The sequence below is a fragment of the Streptomyces sp. NPDC046925 genome, from assembly GCF_040644915.1.
Lineage (GTDB): Bacteria > Actinomycetota > Actinomycetes > Streptomycetales > Streptomycetaceae > Streptomyces.
Genome location: NZ_JBEYWZ010000006.1, coordinates 513,974 through 538,615, shown reverse-complemented (window position 1 = coordinate 538,615; position 24,642 = coordinate 513,974). Strand labels below are relative to the sequence as shown.

At 70.5% G+C, this 24,642-nt stretch carries 20 protein-coding genes; 8 read left to right on the top strand and 12 right to left on the bottom strand.

What is annotated here, in order from left to right; all coding sequences use genetic code 11:
* Positions 1-277: 277 nt before the first annotated feature.
* The 3 genes from pta to pyk all read left to right on the top strand — a co-directional run bounded on the left by pta (position 278) and on the right by pyk (position 5,150).
* Positions 278-2,362 (top strand): phosphate acetyltransferase, encoded by a 2,085-nt coding sequence (gene pta / locus ABZ906_RS26875; protein WP_361386698.1) that lies wholly within the window; start codon positions 278-280, stop codon positions 2,360-2,362.
* A gap of 48 nt (positions 2,363-2,410) precedes the next feature.
* Complete coding sequence (locus ABZ906_RS26870; protein WP_361181313.1) at positions 2,411-3,622, top strand: acetate kinase; 1,212 nt, start codon at positions 2,411-2,413, stop codon at positions 3,620-3,622.
* A gap of 109 nt (positions 3,623-3,731) precedes the next feature.
* A complete protein-coding gene (pyk, locus tag ABZ906_RS26865; RefSeq protein WP_361181315.1) occupies positions 3,732-5,150 on the top strand; it encodes a pyruvate kinase in 1,419 nt (472 codons plus the stop codon).
* A gap of 86 nt (positions 5,151-5,236) precedes the next feature.
* On the opposite strand, the gene ABZ906_RS26860 is transcribed toward pyk, so the two are convergent.
* The 4 genes from ABZ906_RS26860 to ABZ906_RS26845 all read right to left on the bottom strand — a co-directional run bounded on the left by ABZ906_RS26860 (position 5,237) and on the right by ABZ906_RS26845 (position 9,549).
* Complete coding sequence (locus ABZ906_RS26860; protein ID WP_361386695.1) at positions 5,237-6,586, bottom strand: hypothetical protein; 1,350 nt, start codon at positions 6,584-6,586, stop codon at positions 5,237-5,239.
* Positions 6,576-7,130 carry a DUF6114 domain-containing protein gene (locus ABZ906_RS26855; RefSeq protein ID WP_361181318.1) on the bottom strand — a complete coding sequence of 185 codons (555 nt, stop codon included), beginning with the start codon at positions 7,128-7,130 and terminating at the stop codon, positions 6,576-6,578. Before ABZ906_RS26855 ends, ABZ906_RS26860 begins: the two co-directional genes overlap by 11 nt.
* Positions 7,131-7,272: 142 nt before the next feature.
* The gene (locus ABZ906_RS26850) at positions 7,273-7,890 is read right to left on the bottom strand and encodes a DUF6230 family protein (protein ID WP_361181320.1); all 618 of its coding nucleotides are present in this window, start codon (positions 7,888-7,890) and stop codon (positions 7,273-7,275) included.
* 672 nt (positions 7,891-8,562) lie between these two features.
* On the bottom strand, positions 8,563-9,549 hold the full coding sequence (locus ABZ906_RS26845; protein WP_361386692.1) for a tetratricopeptide repeat protein: 987 nt from the start codon (positions 9,547-9,549) through the stop codon (positions 8,563-8,565).
* A 388-nt stretch (positions 9,550-9,937) separates the two neighbouring features.
* Here ABZ906_RS26845 and ABZ906_RS26840 point away from each other — a divergent pair, with 388 nt between their 5' ends.
* On the top strand, positions 9,938-10,567 hold the full coding sequence (locus ABZ906_RS26840; RefSeq protein ID WP_361386689.1) for a TetR/AcrR family transcriptional regulator: 630 nt from the start codon (positions 9,938-9,940) through the stop codon (positions 10,565-10,567).
* A gap of 58 nt (positions 10,568-10,625) precedes the next feature.
* On the opposite strand, the gene ABZ906_RS26835 is transcribed toward ABZ906_RS26840, so the two are convergent.
* Together ABZ906_RS26835 and ABZ906_RS26830 are read right to left on the bottom strand one after the other, a co-directional pair.
* Positions 10,626-11,633 (bottom strand): SDR family NAD(P)-dependent oxidoreductase, encoded by a 1,008-nt coding sequence (locus ABZ906_RS26835; protein ID WP_361386686.1) that lies wholly within the window; start codon positions 11,631-11,633, stop codon positions 10,626-10,628.
* Positions 11,630-12,811: a UDP-N-acetylglucosamine--N-acetylmuramyl-(pentapeptide) pyrophosphoryl-undecaprenol N-acetylglucosamine transferase gene (locus tag ABZ906_RS26830; RefSeq protein ID WP_361181328.1), complete on the bottom strand. Its 1,182-nt coding sequence runs from the start codon at positions 12,809-12,811 to the stop codon at positions 11,630-11,632. Before ABZ906_RS26830 ends, ABZ906_RS26835 begins: the two co-directional genes overlap by 4 nt.
* A gap of 64 nt (positions 12,812-12,875) precedes the next feature.
* On the opposite strand from ABZ906_RS26830, the gene ABZ906_RS26825 reads away from it, so the two are divergent.
* Both ABZ906_RS26825 and ABZ906_RS26820 read left to right on the top strand, forming a co-directional pair.
* Positions 12,876-13,616, top strand: a complete 741-nt coding sequence (locus tag ABZ906_RS26825) for a response regulator transcription factor (protein ID WP_361386683.1) — start codon at positions 12,876-12,878, stop codon at positions 13,614-13,616.
* Complete coding sequence (locus tag ABZ906_RS26820; RefSeq protein WP_361386680.1) at positions 13,613-14,998, top strand: HAMP domain-containing sensor histidine kinase; 1,386 nt, start codon at positions 13,613-13,615, stop codon at positions 14,996-14,998. Before ABZ906_RS26825 ends, ABZ906_RS26820 begins: the two co-directional genes overlap by 4 nt.
* Here ABZ906_RS26820 and ABZ906_RS26815 read toward each other — a convergent pair.
* From ABZ906_RS26815 to ABZ906_RS26795, 5 genes are all read right to left on the bottom strand, one after another.
* On the bottom strand, positions 14,995-16,095 hold the full coding sequence (locus ABZ906_RS26815; protein ID WP_361386677.1) for an alpha/beta hydrolase: 1,101 nt from the start codon (positions 16,093-16,095) through the stop codon (positions 14,995-14,997). The two genes, ABZ906_RS26820 and ABZ906_RS26815, sit on opposite strands and share 4 nt — an antisense overlap.
* 189 nt (positions 16,096-16,284) lie before the next feature.
* Positions 16,285-17,985, bottom strand: coding sequence for a methylmalonyl-CoA mutase family protein (locus tag ABZ906_RS26810; RefSeq protein WP_361386674.1), 1,701 nt, complete (start codon positions 17,983-17,985; stop codon positions 16,285-16,287).
* A 73-nt stretch (positions 17,986-18,058) separates the two neighbouring features.
* On the bottom strand, positions 18,059-18,391 hold the full coding sequence (locus ABZ906_RS26805; RefSeq protein ID WP_361181338.1) for a DUF3817 domain-containing protein: 333 nt from the start codon (positions 18,389-18,391) through the stop codon (positions 18,059-18,061).
* 141 nt (positions 18,392-18,532) lie between these two features.
* Positions 18,533-19,045: a MarR family transcriptional regulator gene (locus ABZ906_RS26800; protein ID WP_361181340.1), complete on the bottom strand. Its 513-nt coding sequence runs from the start codon at positions 19,043-19,045 to the stop codon at positions 18,533-18,535.
* 10 nt (positions 19,046-19,055) lie between these two features.
* Entirely contained in the window at positions 19,056-20,339 is a 1,284-nt protein-coding gene (locus tag ABZ906_RS26795) for an MFS transporter (RefSeq protein WP_361386817.1), read from the bottom strand.
* Between the two features lie 167 nt (positions 20,340-20,506).
* On the opposite strand from ABZ906_RS26795, the gene ABZ906_RS26790 reads away from it, so the two are divergent.
* Both ABZ906_RS26790 and ABZ906_RS26785 read left to right on the top strand, forming a co-directional pair.
* Positions 20,507-21,490 (top strand): DUF5937 family protein, encoded by a 984-nt coding sequence (locus tag ABZ906_RS26790; protein WP_361386671.1) that lies wholly within the window; start codon positions 20,507-20,509, stop codon positions 21,488-21,490.
* Between the two features lie 110 nt (positions 21,491-21,600).
* Positions 21,601-22,632 (top strand): glycoside hydrolase family 6 protein, encoded by a 1,032-nt coding sequence (locus tag ABZ906_RS26785; protein ID WP_361386668.1) that lies wholly within the window; start codon positions 21,601-21,603, stop codon positions 22,630-22,632.
* 51 nt (positions 22,633-22,683) lie between these two features.
* Here the strand turns inward: ABZ906_RS26785 and ABZ906_RS26780 are convergent, their stop codons facing one another.
* Complete coding sequence (locus tag ABZ906_RS26780; RefSeq protein ID WP_361181345.1) at positions 22,684-24,642, bottom strand: kelch motif-containing protein; 1,959 nt, start codon at positions 24,640-24,642, stop codon at positions 22,684-22,686.

Below are 24,642 nucleotides of genomic sequence, written 5' to 3'. Positions count from 1 at the left end.
CACGCCCCGGGCCGCCCCTCGCACATCGGGTACCCCCTTCCGTCACGGAGAGCCCTCAAGAGCACAGAGAGTCCTCCCTGCCCGGGGCTGCTCCGCCCGATCCTGGGGAGAAGGCCTTTAGGCCCGCTGAATCGGGGCCTTTGTCCGGCGGGCGACCTAGCCAGCCGCAGAGGTATTGTCAAGAGGGCACGACAACCATATCGGGTCATTTGTCCGGGCTTGAGGCCATGCGGCCCCGAGCCCGCGGAGAAGGCCAGCGACGAAGGGGAGAGCACGCGTGACGCGCAGCGTGTACGTGACCGGGATCGACCGGGGCGACGGCCGCCAGGTCATCGAGCTGGGAGTCATGGAGCTCCTGACCCGCCAGGTCGACCGGGTGGGGGTCTTCAGGCCGCTCGTCCATGACGGGCCCGACCGGCTCTTCGATCTTCTCCGCGCCCGCTACCGTCTCGCGCAGGACGCCGCCTCCGGCTACGGCATGGATTACCACGAGGCTTCCGCGATCCAGGCGGAGCTGGGCACCGACGAGCTGGTCTCCCGGCTCGTCGACCGCTTTCACCGGGTGGCCAGGGACTACGAGGTCGTTCTCGTGCTCGGCACCGACTTCGCGGACACGCAACTCCCCGACGAGCTGTCCCTCAACGCCCGGCTCGCGAACGAGTTCGGCGCCTCCGTGATAGCCGTCGTCGGCGGCAAGAACCAGACCGCCGAATCCGTCCGCGCCGAGACCCGCAACGCCTACCGCGCGTACGAGAGCCTGGGCTGCGACGTCCTCGCGATGGTCACCAACCGCGTGGCGCCCGCCGACCGCGACGAGATCCACGACAGCCTCACCGGCCTCCCCGTGCCCAGCTACGTCCTGCCGGACGAGCCCGCCCTCGCCGCCCCCACGGTCGCCCAGATCACCCACGCGCTCGGCGGCCGTGTCGTGCTCGGCGACGACGCGGGGCTCGCCCGCGACGCGCTCGACTTCGTCTTCGGCGGCGCGATGCTGCCGAACTTCCTGAACGCCCTGACCCCGGGCTGCCTGGTCGTCACCCCGGGCGACCGCGCCGACCTCGTCGTGGGCTCCCTGGCCGCGCACAGCGCCGGTACGCCGCCCATAGCGGGTGTCCTGCTCACCCTCAACGAACAGCCCGGCGAGGCGATCCTCAAGCTCGCCGACCGGCTCGCGCCCGGCACCCCGGTCATCGCCGTCTCCGGCGGCTCCTTCCCCACCGCGGGCGAACTCTTCGCCCTGGAGGGGAAGTTGAACGCCGCCACGCCCCGCAAGGCGGAGACGGCCCTCGGGCTCTTCGAGCGGTACGTCGACACGGCCGGCCTGCGCAGCCGCGTACAGGCCCCCAGCAGCGACCGCGTCACGCCGATGATGTTCGAGCACAAGCTCCTGGAGCAGGCCCGCTCCGACAAGCGCCGCGTCGTCCTGCCCGAAGGAACCGAGGAGCGTGTCCTGCGCGCCGCCGATGTGCTGCTGCGCCGCGGTGTCTGCGATCTGACGCTGCTCGGCCCCGTCGAGCAGATCCGCAAGAAGGCCGCCGACCTCGGCGTCGATCTCGCCGACTCGCAGCTCATCGACCCGAAGAACTCCGAGCTGCGGGACGCCTTCGCCACCGAGTACGCCGAGCTGCGCGCCCACAAGGGCGTCACCGTCGAGCTCGCGTACGACGTCGTCTCCGACGTGAACTACTTCGGCACCCTGATGGTGCAGGGCGGCTTCGCCGACGGCATGGTTTCGGGTTCTGTTCACTCCACGGCCGCCACCATCCGGCCGGCATTCGAGATCATCAAGACCAAGCCCGACGCCTCGATCGTCAGCTCGGTCTTCTTCATGTGCCTGGCCGACAAGGTGCTCGTGTACGGCGACTGCGCCGTGAACCCGGACCCGAACGCCGAGCAGCTCGCCGACATCGCCGTGCAGGCCGCCGCGACCGCCGAGCAGTTCGGCGTCGAGCCGCGGATCGCGATGCTCTCGTACTCGACGGGTACGTCGGGGTCGGGCGCCGACGTCGACAAGGTGCGCGAGGCGACCGAGCTGGTGCGCCGGAGCCGCAGCGACCTGAAGATCGAGGGGCCGATCCAGTACGACGCCGCCGTGGAGCCCACGGTCGCGGCGACGAAGCTGCCGGACTCGGAGGTCGCGGGGCAGGCCAGCGTGCTGATCTTCCCGGACCTGAACACCGGCAACAACACGTACAAGGCCGTCCAGCGCTCGGCCGGCACGATCGCCGTCGGCCCGGTCCTCCAGGGTCTGCGCAAGCCGGTCAACGACCTGTCGCGCGGTGCCCTCGTGCAGGACATCGTGAACACCGTCGTGATCACCGCGATCCAGGCCCAGGGCCCGGCCGCCGCCCCCGCCATATGACCTGCTCCGCATGACCTCCGTATGACGTCTACAGAAAGCATTTCCCCTGTGAGCGCCACCCGCGTCCTCGTCCTCAACTCCGGCTCGTCGTCGGTGAAGTACCAGCTGCTCGACATGCGCGACGGCACGCGTCTCGCGGTCGGCCTGGTCGAGCGCATCGGCGAGGCGACCTCGCGGCTCAAGCACACCCCGCTGGCGGGCGGCGGCCAGGAGCGTGAGCGCGAGGAGCCGATCGCGGACCACGAGGCGGCCCTGAAGGCGGCCTCCGCCGAGCTGAGCGCCGACGGGCTCGGCCTCGACTCCCCCGAGCTCGCCGCGATCGGGCACCGGGTGGTGCACGGCGGCCTGAAGTTCACCGCGCCGACCGTCATCACGGACGAGGTGCTCGCGGAGATCCAGCGGCTCGTCCCGGTGGCACCGCTGCACAACCCGGCCAACATCACCGGCATCCGCACGGCGCAGGCCCTGCGCCCCGACCTGCCCCAGGTCGCCGTCTTCGACACGGCGTTCCACACGACGATGCCGGAGTCGGCGGCCCGCTACGCGATCGACGTGGCCACCGCCGACCAGCACCGCGTGCGGCGCTACGGCTTCCACGGGACGTCGCACGCGTACGTGTCCCGCAAGACCGCGAAGCTGCTCGGCAAGGCGCCCGAGGACGTGAACGTCATCGTGCTGCACCTGGGCAACGGCGCGTCCGCCAGTGCCGTGCGGGGCGGGCGCTGCGTGGACACATCGATGGGGCTCACGCCGCTTGAGGGGCTCGTGATGGGTACCCGTTCCGGTGACGTGGACCCGGCGGTCGTCTTCCACCTGGCCCGCGTCGGCGGGATGTCGATCGACGAGATCGACGCCCTGCTCAACAAGAAGAGCGGTCTGGTCGGACTCTGCGGCGACAACGACATGCGGGAGATCAGGCGCCGGATCGACGAGGGCGACGAGGCCGCCTCCCTCGCCTTCGACATCTACATCCACCGTCTGAAGAAGTACATCGGCGCCTATTACGCGGTGCTCGGCCGGGTGGACGCCATCGCGTTCACGGCGGGGGTCGGTGAGAACGCCGCGCCGGTGCGGGAAGCTGCCGTCGCGGGTCTGGAGGAGCTGGGGCTCGCGGTCGACGGAGAACTCAACGCCGTACGTTCCGACGAGGCCCGCCTCGTCTCGCCGGAGTACGCACGGGTCGCGGTCGCCGTCGTCCCCACCGACGAGGAGCTGGAGATCGCGCAGCAGACCTATTCACTGGTCGGTAACCCGTCATAACCGCAATTCACGGCAATTAATCACCGCAACGCCTGAGCGCACTTCCGCCCATTTGTAGATTCCACCAGACGGAATATTCCGTAGCGAAACAAACCGATAGGATCGCCCCATGCGCCGTTCCAAAATCGTCTGCACGCTGGGCCCCGCCGTCGACTCCGAAGAGCAGCTCGTCTCGCTGATCGAGGCCGGCATGAATGTGGCCCGCTTCAACTTCAGCCACGGCACGCACGCCGAGCACCAGGGGCGGTACGACCGCGTCCGTGCCGCTGCCGACAAGACCGGCCGTGCCGTCGGCGTCCTCGCCGACCTGCAGGGTCCGAAGATCCGTCTGGAGACCTTCGCCGAGGGTCCCGTCGAGCTGGTGCGCGGTGACGAGTTCACCATCACCACCGAGGACGTCCCCGGCGACAAGTCCATCTGCGGCACCACCTACAAGGGTCTGCCCGGTGACGTCTCCAAGGGCGACCAGGTCCTGATCAACGACGGCAACGTCGAGCTGCGCGTCGTCGAGGTGGACGGGCCGCGCGTGAAGACGATCGTCGTCGAGGGCGGTGTCATCTCCGACCACAAGGGCATCAACCTGCCCGGCGCGGCCGTGAACGTGCCCGCGCTCTCCGAGAAGGACGTCGAGGACCTGCGCTTCGCCCTGAAGATGGGCTGCGACATGGTCGCCCTGTCCTTCGTGCGCGACGCCGGCGACGTGAAGGACGTCCACAAGGTGATGGACGAGGAGGGCCGCCGGGTCCCCGTCATCGCCAAGGTGGAGAAGCCGCAGGCCGTCGCCAACATGGAGGGCGTCGTCGCGGCCTTCGACGCCGTCATGGTCGCCCGCGGTGACCTGGCCGTCGAGTACCCGCTCGAGAAGGTCCCGATGGTGCAGAAGCGCCTCGTGGAGATGTGCCGCCGCAACGCCAAGCCGGTGATCGTCGCGACCCAGATGATGGAGTCGATGATCACCAACTCGCGCCCCACGCGCGCCGAGGCGTCCGACGTCGCCAACGCGATCCTGGACGGCGCGGACGCGGTCATGCTGTCCGCCGAGTCGTCCGTGGGCGCGTACCCCATCGAGACCGTCAAGACGATGTCGAAGATCGTCCAGGCGGCCGAGGGCGAGCTGCTCTCCAAGGGGCTCCAGCCGCTCGTGCCCGGCAAGAAGCCGCGTACGCAGGGTGGTTCGGTGGCCCGTGCCGCGTGCGAGATCGCGGACTTCCTGGGCGGCGAGGCGCTGATCGCCTTCACGCAGTCCGGTGACACCGCACGGCGGCTCTCCCGCTATCGCGCCGCACAGCCGATCCTGGCCTTCACCACCGACCAGGCGACCCGCAACCAGCTCACCCTGAGCTGGGGCGTCGAGTCGTACGTCGTGCCGCACGTCGACAACACCGACGCGATGGTGGACCTCGTCGACGCCGAGCTGGTCAAGCTCAACCGCTTCAACGACGGCGACACCGTGGTCATGACGGCCGGTTCGCCTCCCGGCGTCCCCGGCACCACCAACATGGTCCGGGTGCACCACCTGGGCGGCTGACACACCCCGGCACAACACCGAGGGCGCCCCCTGATGCAGGGGGCGCCCTCGGCGCTTTGCGGCTCCCGGTGAAGATCAGTCGAAGATCAGTCGGTGATCGTCTGGTGCAGACCGGGGATGTGCAGGGTGCCTCCGAACTGGCCCGCCTGCTTGACCTTCACGTCGGTGAAGTAGATCAGCGGGATGTTCAGGGGCGGCGGGTGCTCCGGGTCGAACGTGATCGGGATGAGGCCGAAGAGCTTGCCCGAGATGCTCTCCGTGTACATCGTCGTCTTGCCCTCACGGATGGTGGACGTGGAGCCCTTGGCGGCCTGGACGTGGTACTTCTTGCCGGCCGGGCCGTCGACGATCTGGTGCAGGTCCCCGATGTCCGTGCTGTCGATCACGTACTTCAGGGCCTGCTTGCTGCTGCCGTTGGCCGTCTGCACGTTCACGACACCCTGGTAGTCGGCGCCCTTGAGCGTCAGGGAGCTGGCCTCCAGGTTCCACGGCTGGTTCGGAAGCGGCGCGGGCGTCTGCTCGTTCTCGCCGTCGACCTTCTTCTCGACCACGCACGGGAACGGCTTCTTGCCGTTCTCGTCCGGTGCCATCGGGTCCTCGGCCTCTTCCTTGGCCTTCTCCGCAGCCTCGTCGGCCGCCTTCTCGGCGTCCTCCTTGGCCTTGTCGACCTCGTCCTTGGCCTTGTCGGCGCCGTCCTCGACGTCCTTCGTGACCCCGTCGACGGTGTCCTTGACGGGCTTGGTGACGTCGTCGACCGTGTCCTTGACCGGGTCCTTGCCGGACTCGGAGGACTCGGTGTCCCCGGACTTGGTGTCCTCCGAGGCGGACGGGGTCGGCTCCGGGCTCTCGGACTCCTTCTCGTCGGGCGTGAAGATGTCCTTGAGCGCGTCGCCCACGCCCAGCGGGTCGAGCGGGTTCTTGGTCTTGGAGGGCTCCGGAGCGGGCTCCTCGGACTTGTCCTCGGAGTCCGACGGGGTCGGCTCGGCCTTGTCGGCACCGTCGGTGTCCGAACCGGCCTTGTCACCGGCGGAGGGCGAGGGCGTCGGCTCGGCGGTGGCCTTGCCGGAGTCGTCCTTGCCGCTCTTGTCGGCGGCGTCCTTCTTGTCGGCCTCCGCCCGCTCGGCCTTCTCCTTCTCCGCCTTCTCCTCGGCAGCCTTGTCGGCTTCCTTCTCGGCGTCCTTGGACGCCTCGTCGGGTGCCGTGACGCACGGGCCGTCCTGGAAGGGGTTCTTCGGCTGCGGCTTGGCCTGCGCGAGCTGGGGAGTCAGACCCATGCCCATGAGGACCGCGGTCGGCATGGCCGCGATGGCTATCGCCTTGCCCGCCGGCACGTGCAGGCGGGTCAGGAGCGGCTTTCTGGGTGCCGCGTGGCGCGGCCCGGATCTCGCGCGGGGCTGCCCCGCGGAGTCCTCATGGTGCACCTCGTCAGCCGGCACGGTGCCTCCCGTTCGTCCCGTTGTCCGGGCTCGTTCCTGACAGATCGTCCGTAGTGCCGCTCACCCCGTTCGCGGCCCCCGCGGCCGCGGGCTCCGGCGCTCCGTGATCGGAGCTGTCGGCCTGCGCCTTCGCGGACTTCTTCGCCGGCTTGGCCGCCGCCCAGGAGATGCCGAGGGCACCGCCGGTCAGGGCGAGCAGGAAGCCGATGACGAAGCCGCCGAAGTTGGAGACCACCAGAGAGACGAGGGCGAGCAGGATCGCCGCGACACCCGCGAAGATCCTGGAGTGCGGCTGGAACCACATGGTCAGGCCGAGCACGACAAGCAGGACGCCGATGATCAGCGAACCGGCACCGGCGGTCGTCGCCATCCGGATCGTCATCGTGCCGAGCGTGAGGTTCGCGTACGGGAAGTACATGATCGGGATGCCGCCGAGCAACGTCAGCAGACCACCCCAGAACGGGCGCTGACCGCGCCACCCTCGGAACGATCGGCGCATCCGGCCGAGCTTGTCGCCCAGTCCCACTTGCGCTTCGGCGCTCATGTCGTACAGCTCCTCGGGGAATGGCGTTGGTTCTGTGTGTCCTGCGGATTCGGGCACGGGGACGGTGTGAGTTCAAGATCCGTCGCGTCCCCGCGCCCGGCCGTGTTTCGCAAGAAGTGCCGCTGCTAAGGCATCAGTTGCCTCAGTAGCACTCGTGCTTGCCCTTCTTGACCGACATGCCCAGGCCAGAGAGCTTGAAGGTGCCCGCCGTGGTCGCCCACGCACGCTGCTTGACGTCGGTGAACTTCACCTTGTCAGCCTGCTGCGCGAACGAGTCCGGGGCGTACTTGTCGCCCTTCGACGGGCCCGGGCCCTTGGTGGTCTGGTCGACCGAGACGCCGATGTCCACGTTCGTGAACGTCGCGTCGGCCTTCAGGTCATCGGCGTCGATGTAAAGCTTCTTCGCCTCGACCCTGGGGCCGCCCTTGGCGCCGGCCTTGAGGGTCATCGACACATCGCCGAAGACGGGGACCGGAACGACGACGGACTGACACAGGTTGGTGATCTTGGCCGAGTCGAGGCCGACGACGGCGACCGGGTGGTTACCCGACTTACCGCTGTCAAGCGCCCCGTACTGGACGAAACCCGTACCGTCGAGCTGGTCGGCAGTCACCTTGAACTGCTGACCGGACACACTGAACGATGCCGCGAGTGCACCCTGCGAGAGGGCCACGCCTATCGCGGCAGTCGCCGCGACGCTCGGCACCATGACTACGGCGAACCGCTTCCATCTGGTTCCGCCACGAGCCACGGACTCCATGACTTTCCTCCTTCTCGGACGTACATCTCCGGCCCTGACTGCTCCCGTTCGGGCGGCTCAGCCGGGCAGGGATGGGAGAAGCGCTACGTCCTCGGGAAGGAGAGCGCCCGCGTGGGAAGCGCATATCGCGCCACTCACCGGCGATCACCCCCGAGCGACAACCACTGGTCGCACGCGACACGCACAACCTGCCGGACAGGCCCTGCCGGACGGCAGAGACCCCCCTGTCCTAGACCGGCGACGGGGTGTCTCCGGCCTGCTCGGTGGGGACCCAGAAACCCCGCTCCCGACTGGCTTTCGGGACTGCGGGTTATTGGACCGAGCGTCGCCGATCGTGGTGCATTCTCGTCCCCCGCACAAGGGGGTTCGTTACTGGCTAGTAACGGCCCGATAACCGAAGCACGACCGCCCGGTATCGGTCGGGCACAGACGGTGCATCCATGGCCAGGAACAGACCGGGATGTTGAAGGACACAACAGGACAGAAACCTGACCTGGACTTACTCCAAGTAACAGTGGCCGCGTTTACCAAGTTTTGGTAAAGCGCGGCCACTGTGACGCCTGTGCGGCGAATTTTCACTCGGGCATCACAAGCCCCAGCGTTTAGGGACTGGTCAGCGAACGACCCCGCGAAGGGTCGGTCAACCTGCTCGGTCGAGCCGATCAGGGGCGGTCAGAAAAGCACCCGCGCGAGCTGCGTGCGCGCCGCGGTCACCCGCGGGTCGTCCGAGCCGACCACTTCGAGGAGTTCGAGCAGCCGTACGCGCGCGGCGTCCCGGTCGTCGCCCGCCGTACGCCGGACCGCCTCGATGAGCCGCCCGAAGGCGTCCTCCACATGGCCGCCCACCAGGTCCAGGTCGGCGGCGGCGATCTGCGCGGCCACGTCCGAGGGACGGTCGGCGGCGTCCTTGCGGACCTGCTGCGCGTCCAGACCCTGCACGCGCTGCAGCAGTTCGGCCTGGGCGAGGCCGAGCTTGGCCTCCGTGTTGGCCGGGTCGTCGTTCAGTACGTTGCGGTAGGCCTGGACGGCGCCGGCCAGATCGCCCGCGTCCAGCGCCTGGACGGCGGCTTCGAGCAGGGCGTCGTGCGGACCGGCGGGGACCTCGGCGACGGGGGCTTCCTGCTGCGCCCCGCCCTCGGCGTCCGGGTCCACCACGAGGCCGGTCAGGCCGAAGCGCTCCTCGCCGACCTGGATCAGCTGGTCCAGGGTCTGGCGGATCTGCTCCACCGGGGCCGCGCCCTGGAAGAGCGGCAGGGCCTGTCCGGCCACCACCGCGAAGACGGCGGGAATCCCCTGGACGCCGAACTGCTGCATCAGCATCTGATTGGCGTCCACGTCGATCTTGGCGAGGACGAAACGGCCGTTGTACTCCCGCGCGAGGCCTTCGAGCAGCGGGCTCAGCTGCTTGCAGGGCTCGCACCACTCGGCCCAGAAGTCGATGACGACGGGCACTTCGGTGGAACGCTGAAGGACCTCGCGCTCGAAGCCCGCCTCGTCGACGTCGATGACGAGACTCGACGGGGAGACGCCGGGCACCGTGCCCCCGCCCTGCCTGGCCGCTTCGGCGCGCGCCTGCTCCGCCTTCGCCTTGGCCTCCTGGGCCGCCTTCACGGCGGCGAGGTCGACGACTCCGCTCATGGACATGTTCCGTGGCTGCATGAGTACATCCTCCCCCAAGCCGTACGGGAACCGCGCCCGTCCGAAGCCCCCCGCCGGATTGCGGGGCCGCGGACGGCCGTGGCGCCAAGGTCCCGAGGAGGACCGATGGTTGTCGGCGCAGGGTCCCCACCCTGTTGCCGGTGCTTGCCGCTCTGGTGTTGCTGTGGTTGTCGCTTTAGTTGTCACTGCGGTTGTCGCTCGGCGAAAGAGCGTGGGCGCCGAGGAGTTGCCGTTCGTCCCGCCCACATCTCTTTCGCTACGAGTCGTAGCGTAACTGCCGAGCGCCGCCACGTGGGCGGCGGGCCTTCGCGAACCACGGTGATCTGCCTCACTCGCCGCTGATCGCCACCGCTCTGGCCTGATACGTACTGGCCGGTATGGTCACGGGATGCAGAGCCGCATCCCCCCTCCCGTCCGCACCGGCGGCCGTCCCCGTAACGCGGCGGCGGACACCGCGATCCTGGAGTCGACCCGCCAGGCCCTGGTCGAGCTCGGCTGGTCCAAGCTGACCCTCGGCGACGTGGCCACCCGCGCGGGCGTGGCCAAGACGACGCTCTACCGGCGCTGGGCGGGCAAGAGCGAGCTGGTCGTGGACGCGGTCGCCGAGCTGTTCGACGAGCTGGAGCTGCCGGACCGCGGCAGCCTGGCCGCGGACATCGAGGGAGTGGTCCTGCAGTTCGCGGCGCTGCTCGGCCGCCCGGAGACGAAGACCGCGCTGATGGCGGTGGTGGCCGAGTCGACGTCGGACGAGCCGCTGCGCGAGCGCATCCGTACGTCGATCGTGGACCGCCAGAAGCGGTTGGTCCTCGCGGGGCGCAAGCGGGCGCAGGACCGGGGTGAGCTGCCCCCGGAGCCGGACCCCGCCACCGCGGGACACACGGCCGACCTCATCTTCGACGTGATCGCGGGCGCGGTGGTCCACCGCGCCCTGGTCAGCGCGGAACCAGTAGACGAGGACTGGGCCCGCCGCTTCACGTTGCTCTTGCTCGGGGGGTTGGCGGCGGCCGCGGGGCAGTGACGGGCCCCTGGGCCTCGACCGCCGGTCCTGTGCCGCCCCACCGGCCCGCAGGTGAAGCTCAGACCTGATAGCGGTCAGCCGCGAAAAGGTGGAGATTCTCCGCGACCCACGCGGACGTCCGCCGCAACCCCTCGCTCAAGGAAACCGACGGAGTCCACTCCGCCCACTCCCGCGCCCTGGAGTTGTCGGAGAGGAGCCGCTGGACCTCGCTGCCCGAGGGACGCAGGCGGGCCGGGTCGACGACCACCTTCGCCTCGCGGCCGGACGCCGTGATCAGCGCCTCCGCCAGGTCACCGATGGAGATCTCCTCGCCCACACCGAGGTTCACCGCGTGCCCGAGCGCCGCCTCGCACGCCGCGAGGGCCATGAAGCCGCGCGCGGTGTCCGTCACGTACGTGAAGTCCCGCGTGGGCGTCAGCGAGCCCAGCTTGATCTCCCGTGCCCCGGAGTGCAGTTGGGCGAGGATCGTGGGGATCACCGCGCGGGCGGACTGCCGGGGCCCGTACGTGTTGAAGGGGCGCACCACCGTCACCGGCAGCTCGAAGGCGTGGAAGTGCGAGAGCGCCATCATGTCGGCGCCGATCTTCGACGCGGAGTACGGGGACTGCGGCTGGAGCGGGTGCTCCTCGGAGATGGGGGCGGTCAGCGCCGTGCCGTACACCTCGCTGGTGGACGTGTGGACGAGCCGCCGCACCGAGTGCCGCCGGCACGCCTCCGCGACGTTCTCGGTGCCGACGACGTTCGTCTGGACGTACGCCCCCGGGGAGTCGTACGAGTACGGGATGCCGATCAGCGCGGCCAGGTGGAAGACCGTGTCGCAGCCCGCCACCGCGTCCATCACGCGCCCGGCGTCCCGCACGTCGCCCGCGAGCATCTCGACCCGCGGGTCCCCGAGGAGATGCGCGAGGTGGCCCTTCTCCGCGTACGGCTTGTAGTGCACGAAGGCGCGGACCTTCGCCCCCTGTTCCAGGAGCAGGTCGACGAGCGTCGAGCCGATGAAGCCCTCTGCTCCGGTGACGAGGACCGTGCGGCCGGTCCAGCTGAAGGTGCCGTCGTTGATGCTCATGCGTACTCCAAGTGCGGTGTGTGGTGGGTGAGTTCGATGACCCGCTCGGCGAGCAGGTCCGCGGCCCTCGCGTGCGGGCCCGGATCGGCCGCACCGCTCATGGCGGTGAGCCGCGCCGGGTCGGCGAGCAGCGGCCCGACGAGTTCCGCGAGCCGCGCCGCCGTCGTCTCGCCGTCGGGCAGGAGCAGCCCCGCGCCCGCGTCGGAGAGGACCCGCGCGTTGTGGGTCTGGTGGTCGCCGGGGGCGTGCGGATAGGGGACGAGGACGGCGGGCACCCCGGTGGCGGCGAGTTCGGCGACCGTCGCCGAACCGGCGCGGCAGACGACCAGGTCGGCGGCGGCGTACGCGAGGTCCATCCGGTCCAGGTAGGGCACGGCGCGGGCGGTCGCCTCCACGCCCGCGTCCGCAAGACGCCGCCGCGTCTCGTCGAGGGCCGCGGGCCCCGTCTTGATGAGCAGCTGTACGTCGCCGCGGTGCCGCCAGCGCTCCGCGAGCCCCACGGCGGCCTCGGTGAGGCGGGCCGCGCCGAGGCTGCCGCCGTTGAAGAGCAGCAGCCGGGCCTCGTCCGGCACCCCGAACTCCCGGCGGGCCGCGGCCCGCAGCGCGCCCCGGTCAAGGGCGGCGAGCGGCGCCGCGATGGGCATCCCGGTGGTGTACGCGCGCTCCCCGCCCGGCAGGTGCTCCCGGCTGCGGTCGAAGGCCACGGCGATGTTCGGGGTGAGGCGGGCCGCGAAGCGGTTGGCGCGGCCGGGGACGGCGTTGGACTCGTGGATGAGGCTCGGCAGACCGGCCATCCGGGCGCCGACGATGACGGGGGCGCTGGGGTAGCCGCCCATCCCGACGGCGACCTGCGCGCCCTGCTCGCGCAGGATCGCCCGGCACTGGGCGCCGGACTTCACCAGGGCGGCGGGTAGCAGGAACCGCTTGGCGCCGAGGGACGGGTCGAACGGGATCATGTCGACGGTGTGGAGGCGGTATCCGGCGTCCGGTATCAGCCGGGTCTCCAGCCCCCGCCGCGTACCGACGAAGGAGACGACCGCGCCCGGCACGGCCCGGCGCAGGGCGTCGGCGAGGGCGAGCCCGGGATAGATGTGCCCGCCGGTGCCGCCCGCGCCGATGACGACGGAGAGAGGGGCACAAGCCCCTGCCCCGGGAGTTCGCATATCGGGTGTTCGCATGGCAATGGAGCATCACGAGCAGGTCTAAGAGGGTTTTAAGAGCCGCGTTTGGCACCTTGGGTCCATGAGCTTCACGAGCAGGCCGGTGCCACCCGTGACCGGCGGCGGCGCGCCGCCCGCAAAGATCCTCGTCGTCGACGACGACCCCGAGGTCCGCGCGGCGGTGGAGGACGCCCTCACGGTCGAGGGGCACGCCGTGCGCGGCGCCGTCGACGGCAGCCGCGCGCTCGGCGCCATCGCCCGGTGGGAGCCGGATCTCGTGGTGCTGGACGTGATGATGCCGGTCATGGACGGTCTCGCCGTCTGCCGGCAGATGCGCGCCCTCGGCGACCGCACACCGGTCTTGGTCCTCACCGCCCTCGGCTCCGTCAGCGAACGCGTCGACGGCCTCGACGCGGGCGCCGACGACTACCTCGTGAAGCCCTTCGCCCTGGACGAACTGGTGGCCCGGGTCCGCGCCCTCCTGCGCCGCGCGGCGCCCGAGCCGCACTCCCCCGCCGACGGCGACGACCTCGCGTACGCCGATCTGGTCCTCGACCCGTCGACCCGTACCGGCCGCCGGGGCCACCGCACGGTCGAGTTCAGCCGCACCGAGTTCACCCTGCTGGAACTGCTCCTGCGCAACGCGGGTCAGGTGCTTCCGCGCGAGCTCATCCAGGAGTCGGTCTGGGGACGCGACTTCGGGCCCGACTCCAACTCCCTCGCCGTGTACGTCGGTTACCTGCGCCGCAAGCTGGAGGCGGGCGGCGAACCGCGCCTCGTGCACACCGTGCACGGCGTCGGCTACCGGCTCGGCAGCCCGTGAGCGCCCGGCGCAGGCTCGGCGCCCGGTGGCGGCGCAGGCGCCCGCTGCGCACCCGGCTCGCGCTTGCCGCGGCGGCGGCCGTCGCCCTGGTCGCGGTCGGCGTGTGCGTGGCCGCGTTCCTCGTCATCCGCTTCAAGCTCTACCAGCAGCTCGACCAGAACCTCGCCCAGTCGGCGAGCCTCATCGCCCAGCAGCGGAACTTCGACAACGAGCCGGGCGTCGTCACGGGCGAGTGCCGCTATCTGGGCGCCCCCGCCTGCTCGCAGATCGTGCCCGCCGACCCGGCGGACGACCCCGCGAAGCCCTATCTCCTCCCGGTCGCCCACTTCACCCGCGAGGTCGCGCGGGGGCAGGCGGCGCCGTACTACACGAGCCTCACGCTGCACGGGCGGCCGACCCGTATGTTCACCACCCACTACGGCAAGGGGGACGCCGTCCAGGTCGCGCTGCGCGCCGACATCGCCGAGCGCGGCGTGCGGCAGGCCGCGGGGCTCCTGTCCGCGGTGGGCGGCGCCGGAGTGCTCCTGTCGGGGCTCGGCGGCTACTGGGTCTCGCGCACCGGCCTCGCGCCGGTGGCCCGCCTCACCGCCACCGCGGAACGCATCGCGGCGACCCGGGACGCGCGCCACCGCATCGAGCTGCCGCCGGGGCCGCCGGGCCGCGAGGACGAGGTGACCCGCCTCGCCGCGTCGTTCAACGCGATGCTGGCCGAGCTTGAGGAGTCGGTCGCCGCGCGCCGCCGCCTGGTCGCCGACGCCTCGCACGAACTGCGCACCCCGCTGACCGCGCTGCGTACGAACGCCGAACTACTCGCCCGCGCCGACCGGTTGACCGACGCCCAGCGCGACCGGGCGTCCGGCGCCCTGGCCCGCCAGCTCCGCGAGGTCACCGGCATGGTCAACGACCTGATCGAGCTGGCCCGCGACGAGGAGCCGCAGCCGCTCCTGGAGGAAGTCCGGCTCGCTCCCCTGGTCGCCCACGTCGTGGACGCGGCGCGCGGCCACTGGCCGCAGGTGCCGTTCACGCTGCACACGACGCCGGAAGCCGAGAGCGTCAGCATCCCCGGCGTCCCGGCCCGCCTCTCACGGCTCGTCACCAACCTCCTGGACAACGCGGCCAAGTTCAGCCCGCCGGACACCCCCGTGGAGGTCACCCTGACCCCCGCCGCCCTGACGGTCCGCGATCACGGCCCCGGCATCGCGGAGGAGGACCTGCCGTACGTCTTCGACCGCTTCTACCGCGCCGAGAAGGCCCGCGCCCTGCCGGGCTCGGGCCTTGGCCTCGCGATGGCCCGCCAGATCGCCCACGCGCACGGGGCGGAGCTCACGGCGGAGGGAGCGCAGGGCGGGGGCGCGCTGTTCAGGCTGACGCTGCCGGGCTAGTTGTTCTTCCAGGCGCAGCTGCCCAGGGTCGCCTTGCCCTTGGCGACGAGGCGGTCCGCTTCCCCCGCGGGCAGGACGCGCGTGTGCTTGCCGCGGCAGACGACCGTGCGGTCACCGTGTCCGGCCAGGTCGACGAGGATCTGGTCCCAGTGGCGGTACTGCACGTCGTGCCCGGAGTCCGCGTACGTGCGCACCTTCGCCTTGCCGGGCAGCGCGTCCTGCCAGGTCTTGAGGGTCGCCGGCGGGACGGTCGTGTCCTTCTTGCCGCCGTAGAGATAGACCGGGGCGTCGAGCTTCTTCAGGTCCGGACCCGGCCGCCCGCAGTACAGCTTCTGCTCGTGCACCTGCGGCGCGGGGTCGGCCTGCTGGCCGCGCTGGTTGTAGGTGCGCGCGCCTTCCTCGTACGCCGTGTCGGCGAAGCCCGGTATCGACTTCACGGGGCTGTCGTCGGGGAAGGCCCACCACTTGCGCGGGTCCTTGATGGAGTCCTTCACGGTGTCGGCGAGCTCGTCGTCGGACATCGAGCAGTACTCGGGCTTCGTGCCGTAGGGCGGCAGGGCCGCCGCCAGGTGCAGGGCCGAGACGCGCTCGGGGGCGCGCCCGGCGAGCTCCGCCGCGTAGGGTCCGCCGCCCGAGATGGCGATCACGCTCACGTCGTCCACGCCGAGCTTGTCGAGGACTTCGAGGGTGTCGTCGGCGAAGTCCGCCTTGCCCAGCTTCTCGTCGTACTCCGTGTCGCCGAAGCCGTTGCGCTCGACGGAGATGAGGCGCAGGTCCAGGTTCTCGCGGGTCGACCTGAAGAAGTCCGTCATGTGCGCGGCACGGGCGCTCGTGCCGGTGCCGCCGATGAAGAGGACGGGCTTGCCCTTCTTGTTCCCCGTGTCGGAGTAGTGAGCCGTCCGGCCGTTCGAGAGCTTCGCCGCGTGCACCGCGGGGCCGAGCGAGTCGAAGGTGTCCTGGACCTTCGGCTCCGCGGGCGGGCTCGCGCTGACCTCACCCGATCCGTACACCGTCAGCGCACCGAGCAGCGTGAGCGTGGCGGCTCCGATGGCGATCACGGCGGTACGAGTGGGGCCGGGCAGGCTCACGGGTGACACAGGGTGACTCCAGGGGCAGGACGTTTGGACGGGCGGCGCCTACCCAGCCCCGTGCATCTGACACCCATCAATTTCAGTCGGGTTCCAAGCGGGCCCCGAAAGGGCCCGCAGGGGCCTTTCAGGGGCGCGGGGAACTGCGCGACCAGCCACAAACGGCCCGCAGCTCCCCACACACCGCACAATCCCGAGCTAGAACCCCGGCGGCTCGGTATAGATCCCCCACTCATCCCGCAGCGCCCCGCAGATCTCCCCGAGGGTCGCCTCGGCCCGCACCGCCTCCAGCATGGGGGCAATCATGTTCGTACCGCACCGCGCAGCGGCCAGCATGGCATCCAGCGAGGCCCGCACCCGAGCATCGTCCCGCGCCGAGCGGCGAGCACCAAGCACCTTGACCTGCTCCCGCTCGACCTCGTGGGAGACCCGCAGGATCTCCAGGTCGCCGGTGACGGAGCCGTGGTGGACATTGACGCCCACGACCCGCTTGTCGCCCTTCTCCAGGGCCTGCTGGTACTGGAACGCCGACTCGGCGATCTCCCCGGTGAACCAGCCGTCCTCGATGCCGCGCAGGATGCCCGAGGTGATCGGCCCGATCGGGTGCTGCCCGTCCGGGTGGGCGCGGCGCCCCCGCTCCTTGATCTGCTCGAAGATCTTCTCGGCGTCGGCCTCGATGCGGTCGGTGAGCTGCTCGACGTACCAGGAGCCGCCGAGCGGGTCGGCCACATTGGCGACGCCCGTCTCCTCCATGAGCACCTGCTGCGTGCGCAGCGCGATCTCGGCGGCCTGCTCGCTCGGCAGGGCGAGGGTCTCGTCGAGAGCGTTCGTGTGCAGGGAGTTCGTGCCGCCGAGCACCGCGGACAGGGCCTCGACGGCGGTCCGTACGACGTTGTTGTACGGCTGCTGGGCCGTCAGCGAGACGCCCGCCGTCTGCGTGTGGAAGCGCAGCCACTGGGCCTTGTCGGTCCGCGCGCCGTACACGTCGCGCATCCAGCGGGCCCAGATCCGGCGCGCGGCTCGGAACTTCGCGATCTCCTCGAAGAAGTCCAGGTGCGCGTCGAAGAAGAAGCTGAGGCCGGGCGCGAAGACGTCCACGTCCATGCCGCGGCTCAGGCCGAGCTCGACGTACCCGAAGCCGTCCGCGAGGGTGTACGCGAGCTCCTGCGCGGCCGTCGCCCCGGCCTCGCGGATGTGGTAGCCGGAGACCGAGAGGGGCTTGTACGCGGGGATGTCGCGCGCGCAGTGCTCCATCAGGTCGCCGATGAGGCGCAGGTGCGGCTCGGGCTGGAAGAGCCACTCCTTCTGCGCGATGTACTCCTTGAAGATGTCCGTCTGGAGCGTGCCGTTCAGGACGGCCGGGTCGACGCCCTGCCGTTCGGCGGCGACGAGATACATGCAGAAGACGGGGACGGCGGGTCCGGAGATCGTCATCGACGTCGTGACGTCACCGAGCGGGATGTCCTTGAACAGGACCTCCATGTCGGCGGCCGAGTCGATGGCGACCCCGCAGTGACCGACCTCGCCGAGGGACTGGGGCTCGTCGGAGTCCCGGCCCATCAGGGTCGGCATGTCGAAGGCCACGGAGAGTCCGCCGCCGCCCGCGGCCAGGATCATCTTGTAGCGCTCGTTCGTCTGCTCGGCGTTGCCGAAGCCGGCGAACTGGCGGATGGTCCAGGTCCGGCCGCGGTAGCCGGTGGGGTGGAGTCCGCGCGTGAAGGGGTATTCGCCGGGCCATCCGATCCGCTCGAATCCCTCATAGGCGTCCCCGGGGCGTGGCCCGTAGACCGGCTCGACCGGGTCGCCGGAGAGCGTGGTGAAATCCGCGTCGCGCTTCTTCGCGGTGTCGTACCGGGCCTGCCAGCGACGGCGGCCCTCCTCGATGGCGTCAGCGTCCATACCTTCGAATTTACTAGGACGTCCTAGTAAATGTCGATGGCTCACCGCCACGGACCTGTCCGTGGCGGTGCGGTTACGCCTTCGCGGTGGCCGGGGAGCCGTCGACGATCAGCGGCTCGACCTCACGCACGACCTTGCGCTCGACGAAGAACGCGGCCGTGGGGATCGTGCCCGATACGAGCACCCAGAGCAGCTTCCCGAAGGACCACTTCGCCTTGGAGCCCAGGTCGAAGGCGAAGATCAGGTAGATGATGTAGAGCACGCCGTGGACCTGGGAGACGACCAGCGTCAGACCCTCGCCCTTGTCGAAGCCGTACTTTGCCACCATGCAGGCGCACAGGATGAGGAGCATGACGGCGGTGACGTAGGCCATCACCCGGTACCGGGTCAGCACGCTGGATTTCATGGCTACGAGCGTAACCGCCCGAAAAATCCCCGCAGCGGCGGGGAGCACATCATGCTTCTTGTGCTGTGCACCTGCATGGTCGGACCATCCCCGCTGCGGCGGGGACAACGCGCTGACCCGCGAAAACGTTAGCGCGCCTACTCAGCCCTTTTCCTCGAAATCCTCCGCCGCCACCCGCAGGGGCCGCAGCATCGCGAAGATCTCCGCGCACTCCTCGGCGTCGTACACACCGAGCCCGAAGTCCATGGCCATCAGCTCGCGGGTGGCCGACTCGACGACCTCGCGGCCCTTCTCCGTGATGGAGGCGAGCGTGCCGCGCCCGTCGTTCGGGTTGGGGCGCTTGTCGACGAGGCCGGACTTGACCAGGCGGTCGACGGTGTTGGTGACGGATGTGGGGTGGACCATGAGCCGCTCGCCGATCTTGGACATCGGCAACTCGCCCGCCTGCGAGAACGTGAGAAGGACCAGCGCCTCGTACCGCGCGAAGGTCAGCCCGTACGGCTTGACGACCGCGTCGACCTCGCCGAGCAGGATCTGGTGCGCCCGCATGATCGAGGTGATCGCGCCCATGGCCGGTACGGATCCCCAGCGCTGCTTCCAGAGCTCGTCGGCGCGGGCGATGGGATCGAAGGGAAGGCTGAGCGGCTTCGGCACGCCAAAGACCTTACCCGCCGGTCACATGGTGGTCAGCCCCGTCTCGCAATTCGGTCGATTGTTCCCGTGGATCGGCGGGTTCGCGCCGGGTCGTACGGTGCGTGGCGCGGGCCTCGGCCGCGAGCGCGAGGCAGCAGACCGTGCCGATGACGCCCGCCGCCGTGACGACGGTGCTCACCGCGAAGAACTCCGCCGCGAGCCCGGCGAGCGCCATCCCGACGCCCTGGATCGTCATGAGCCCCGCCGTGTGCACGGTCATGGCCCGCCCGCGCAGCTCCTCGGGCACCGCGTCGACGAACCACCGGTCGACGCCCAGGGTGTACGCGGATCCGGCACCGGCGAGCGCGAGGGCGAGCATCGCCCACAGGAGCCCCGGCGTGACGGCGTACACCGTGAGCGGCAGGAGCGTGAGGGAGGCGAGCGGCAGGGCGATGCGGGCCCGGCCGGCCGCGGAGAGCGCGGACCCGGCGTACAGCTCCGCCGCGATCGTGCCGACCGGCAGTGCGCACATCAGGAGGCCGACGCCCGCGACGCCGACGCCGATCTGGTCCGCGTAGGGGGCGGCCAGCGCCTCCGGGGCGACCATGAACATGGGCGGCGCCCACAGGAGGAGCAGCAGCGCCCTGATCCGCCGGTCGCCGAGCACGTGGCGCGTGCCGCTGAGCGAGTACTTCATCAGCGCGGTGTCCGCGCCCCCGCGCGCGGGCCTGCGCTTCGTCCCGCACCGCAGGAGCAGCGCGGAGACGGCGAACGTACAGACGGTGATGAGGAGCGCCCCGCGCGGCGGGACGACGGTGAGCAGGACGCCGCCGAGCCCGAACCCGACGAGCACGGAGCTCTGCGAGACGATCCGCAGCAGGGAGCGCCCGAGGACGAACAGGTCGCCGTCGCCGAGGATGTCGGTGAGGGTCGCCATGCGCGTCCCGTTGAACACGGGCGAGACGACGGCGATGACGCACCGCAGCGCGAGCAGCCCGAAGACGGGCGTGGCGGGCAGGGCCATGAGGGCGGCGCATCCGGCACACACCACGTCGCACAGGACGAGCACCCGCCGCGCCGGATAGCGGTCGGCGATCCCGGAGAGCAGGGTCCCGCCGACGAGATAGGGCAGCATCCCGAGCGCGAAGGTGAGTGCGCTGAGCAGCGGTGAGCCGGTGAGCCCGTAGACGAGCACGGTGAGCGCGACCTCGCTGACGACGACGCCGAGCAGCGAGAAGGCGTGGGCGAGGAAGACGGCGCGGAACTCGCGGATCGTGAAGAGGCGGAGGTAGCCGGTGGGTTCGGGGGCGGTCATGGGGGCGGGCGCGGCAGTGGGTTCGGGGGCGGGTACGGCAGTGGGGTCGGTGGTAGGGGGGTTCTCTTCGGGCATGCCCGCACCCTGCACGCGCGCGTGCCCCTCGCCCTAGAGTTTCGGTTCCAGGCGAATCACCGGGCCTGGCGGTCATAGGGGGAGGTGGGGGCGTGCCGAACCGGTTGCATTTCGGGCCGGACGATCTCCTGCGCTGCCGGTTCGCGGTGTCGCCGCTGTGGGAGACGCAGGAGGCCGTACGCACCCTGAAGCGGCCCGACCGGCACGGGTACCACCCGCAGTGGCTGCGGCGGATCCGCGGGGCGAGTGCCGGGCTCGAACTCGGCGCGCTGTGGCTGCTCATGCCGTCGCGCGGCTACAGCCCGGACTTCATCGGCCCGCCCCCCATCGGCCCCGCCGCCACCTTCGAGGAGGAGATCGCGGCCGTGCGCGCGGCCGACCCCGCTTCCGCGCGGGACGAGCTTGCGCGGGCGCTCGCAAGCACCGCGGGGGCCGCCGATTCACCGCTGGGGCGGACGCTGCTCGCCGATCCCGCGCGGGCGGTGCGGGATCTCGCCGATGCCATGGAAGCCGCCTGGCACACCCTGGTCGAGCCGGACTGGCCCCGGCTGCGCGCGCTCCTGGAGGCGGACGTCGCCTTCCATTCGCGGCGGCTCGCGGAGGTGGGCCTCGGCGCCCTGGTCGCCGAGCTCGACCCGAGGTTCACCTGGGCCGCGGAGACTCTGACCGTCGCGCGGCGGGACGACCATGTGCGGCATCTGGCGGGGCAGGGCCTGGTCCTGATGCCCAGTGTCTTCGCCTGGCCGGACGTGGTGGGCGGCCACGATCCGCCGTGGCAGCCGACCCTGGTCTATCCCGCCCGGGGCATCGCGGGGCTCTGGACCGAGCCGAGCGACCGTACGTCCGAGGCGCTGGTACGGCTCCTGGGGCGGGGCAGGGCCGCCGTCCTGGCCGCGCTCGCCGAGCCGGCCACCACTTCCGCGCTCGCGCACCGCCTGGGGCTCGCCCCCTCGTCGGTCTCCGCGCACCTGGGCGCCTTGCGGGGCGCGGGGCTCCTTGTCTCGCGGCGGTACGGGCATCAGGTGCTCTACGAGCGCACGCCGCTGGGCATCGCGCTGGCGAGCGGCGGCAGCTGACGGAGCCCGGCCCGGTCGGCAGCTGACCGGGTCAGGCCCCGGTGTCGTAACCATGGGTGATTGGACCGTTATGTAACGATTGCGGCCCACCCGTCGCCCAAGGGGGCTGGATGCACCGGCTGCTCCGTACGTTCACCGCACTCACGGCCCTCGCGGCCATCGGACTCACGGCAGGGTGCTCCGCCGACTCCGGCTCCAAGGGCAAGGAGCGGACGGCCGCCGAGGCGGGCGCCACCACCGGCGCCGCCGAGAAGGCCCCGCAGAGCGCCTTCTGGGTGGACCCGGAGAGCGCCGCCGCACGGCAGGTCAAGCAGTGGGAGCAGGAGGGCCGCACCCAGGACGCCGACGCGCTGAAGCGGATCTCCGAGCAGCCCATGGCGGTGTGGCCCGCGGGCGACGACCCGGCCCCCGACATCAAGGCGGCCGTCGACGGCGCCGCGCAGAGCGAGCGCACCGCCGTGCTCGTCGCGTACAACATCCCGCACCGCGACTGCGGCCAGCACTCCGCGGGCGGCGCGCACAGCTCGGACTTCTACCGGCAGTGGATCGACACGTTCGCCGGCGCCATCGGCGACAAGTCCGCGGTCGTCATCCTGGAGCCGGACGCCATCGCGCACATCGTGGACGGCTGCACGCCCGCCGAGTACCACGCCGAGCGGACTTCGCTGCTCTCCGAGGCGATCGAGCGGCTCAAGCGGCAGCCCCGCGTGAAGGTCTATCTGGACGCGGGCAATCCGGGGTGGATCGACCAGGCGGACAAGCTCACCGAACCGCTCACGCAGGCCGGGATCGCCCGGGCGGACGGCTTCTCGCTGAACGTGTCGAACTTCCAGAGCGACGAGACCATCAAGGCGTACGGCCGCAGCCTCTCGGGGACGGTCGGCGGCAAGCACTTCGTGATGGACACCAGCCGCAACGGCAAGGGCCCGCTCGCCGGTGACCGCGAGGACGCCTGGTGCAATCCGCCGGGCCGCGGCCTGGGCACCCCGCCCACGGACAAGACCGGCGAGGCGCTGCTCGACGCGGTCCTGTGGATCAAGCGGCCCGGCGACTCGGACGGACCGTGCAGGGGCGGCCCGGCGGCGGGCCAGTGGTGGCCCGACTACGCGCTCGGTCTCGCGCGCAACGCCAAGGCCGCCTGACCGCACGGTCCAAGGGAATCCGGTCGAGGGAATCCGGTCGAGGGAATCCGGCTACTTCACGTGGATCCACTTCGCCTCTGACGACGAGCCGTCCTGGTCCGTCACGAACAGCATGTACCAGCCCGGCGGCACGAGGGCGGTGTCCTGCCTGGGCACGTCCACCGTCACCTCGCCCTTGCCCTTGGTGAGCCCCAGCGCGATCGACCGCTGCTCGACGTCCGTCGTGTGCGTCACCGCGCTGGGGCGCATCAGACGGGCCGAGGCGATCTTGCCGGGGTGCTCGGTGCGGAACGTCGCGCGGCCGTCCGCCGCGAGCTCCTCAGGGCCCTCGCCGAGGACCGGACGGTTCTCGCCCGCCTTGTGCAGCGTGGGCGGCGTGAAGACCTCCATGCGCTGCTCGAAGTGGCCGAGCTTGGTGTTCTGCCGGTTGTCGTAGAGCGGGTCCGAACCGAAGGTGACGACCCGCCCGTCGGGCAGGAGCAGCGCCTCCGAGTGGTAGTTGCGGCCCACTTCGGGGGAGGCCGCCGTGCGGAAGCTGTTGCTCTTGGGGTCGTAGAACTGCGCCTTGTGGATGTTGCTCCCGCCGCGGCCGCGGTAGTCGCCGGAGCCGTTGGACGTGAACACCGAGTCGTCCGGCAGGATCACGCTGTTCAGATAGCGGGTGCCCTGCGGCAGATCGGGCCCGGTCTTGAAGGCGGGGTTCTTCTCCTTGAGGTCCACCACGGCCGTGCGCGGGGTCGCCTTCTCGGACTCGCCGACGCCTCCGCCGCCCAGGATCATCACCTTCTGGTCCTGTGCCGGGGGCAGCAGGACGGACGCGGACGTCTCGGTCTGGTCGAGGTCGACGAGGCCGGGGATCTTGTCGAACTTGTTGGTCTTCAGGTCCCACAGGCCGGGGGCGCGGCCCTTGTCGGCGGGCCCGTAGCCCGCGTTCGACGCCGGGTAGAAGAGCTTGCCGCCCTTGGTGAGGAAGAGCGCGGGATAGGTCGGGAAGTAGCGCTTGGGACCGTCGGTCCACTTCTTGGTCTTCGGGTCGTAGATCTCGTTGTCGCCGGGGTCGATCATGCCGACGTCGTCGAGGCCGGAGACCGCGAGCACCTTGCCGTCGTCGAGGCCGACGAGCGTGGGGTACCAGCGGGCCTTCTCCATGGGCTCCACGGGGATGTACTTCTCGGCCTTGGGGTCGAACTCGTACGCCGCCCTGATCCCCTGGAAGTCCTGCTTGTCCATGGTGATCTTCTCGGCGATCCCGTAGGCGTTGTCCGCGTCCTTGCCGGTGAGGCCCTCGATCTCGTACTGCGCGGACTTCTTGGTGACGAACTCCTCGCCGTCCCTGGCGCCTTCCACGAAGACGCGCGTCTCGCTCGCCTTGACCGTGGTCTTCCAGGGCTTCATGACACCGGACTTGGTGTACGTGATCTCGTAGTCCCGCTTGGCCTTGGGGACCTTCACGTCGAACTTGCTGACGTACTCGACGCCCGACGGCGAGCGGAAACGGGTGCCCTTCTTCAGGACGAGGGGCTTGTCGGGGTTCTCGTTCTTGACGCGCATGCCGCCGCCTGCGCGGTTGACCTCGCCGTCGAGGAGTTCGTAGCGCGCCGTGCCGCCCGCCACCAGGAGGCGGCCGTCGGGGAGCTGGGCGTGGCCGGAGCAGAAGAAGTCCTCCGGGGTCGCGACCTTCTTGAAGGTGTCCTTCTTCGGGTCCCACAGGATCGTGTCGAACGACCCGGCGTCGAACTTCTTCTGCTCGTTGCCGGAGCCCGCGACGATCAGGACCTTCCCGGTGTGCAGGAGCGCGGCGTGGATGGCGTTGGTGCGGAACTCCTCGGGGATGCCGATCTGCTTCCAGGAGCCGTACTTGGCCTTGTAGCCGGGCTGGGCGATCTTGTACGCGTGGTACTTCTCCTCGGCGAAGGAGAGTGCCGCCGGTGCGTTGAGTCCGACGAGCAGCGCGCCCGCGCCGACGCCGAGGAGTGTCTTCTTGGTCCGCTGGGAGGGCCGGTACACCAT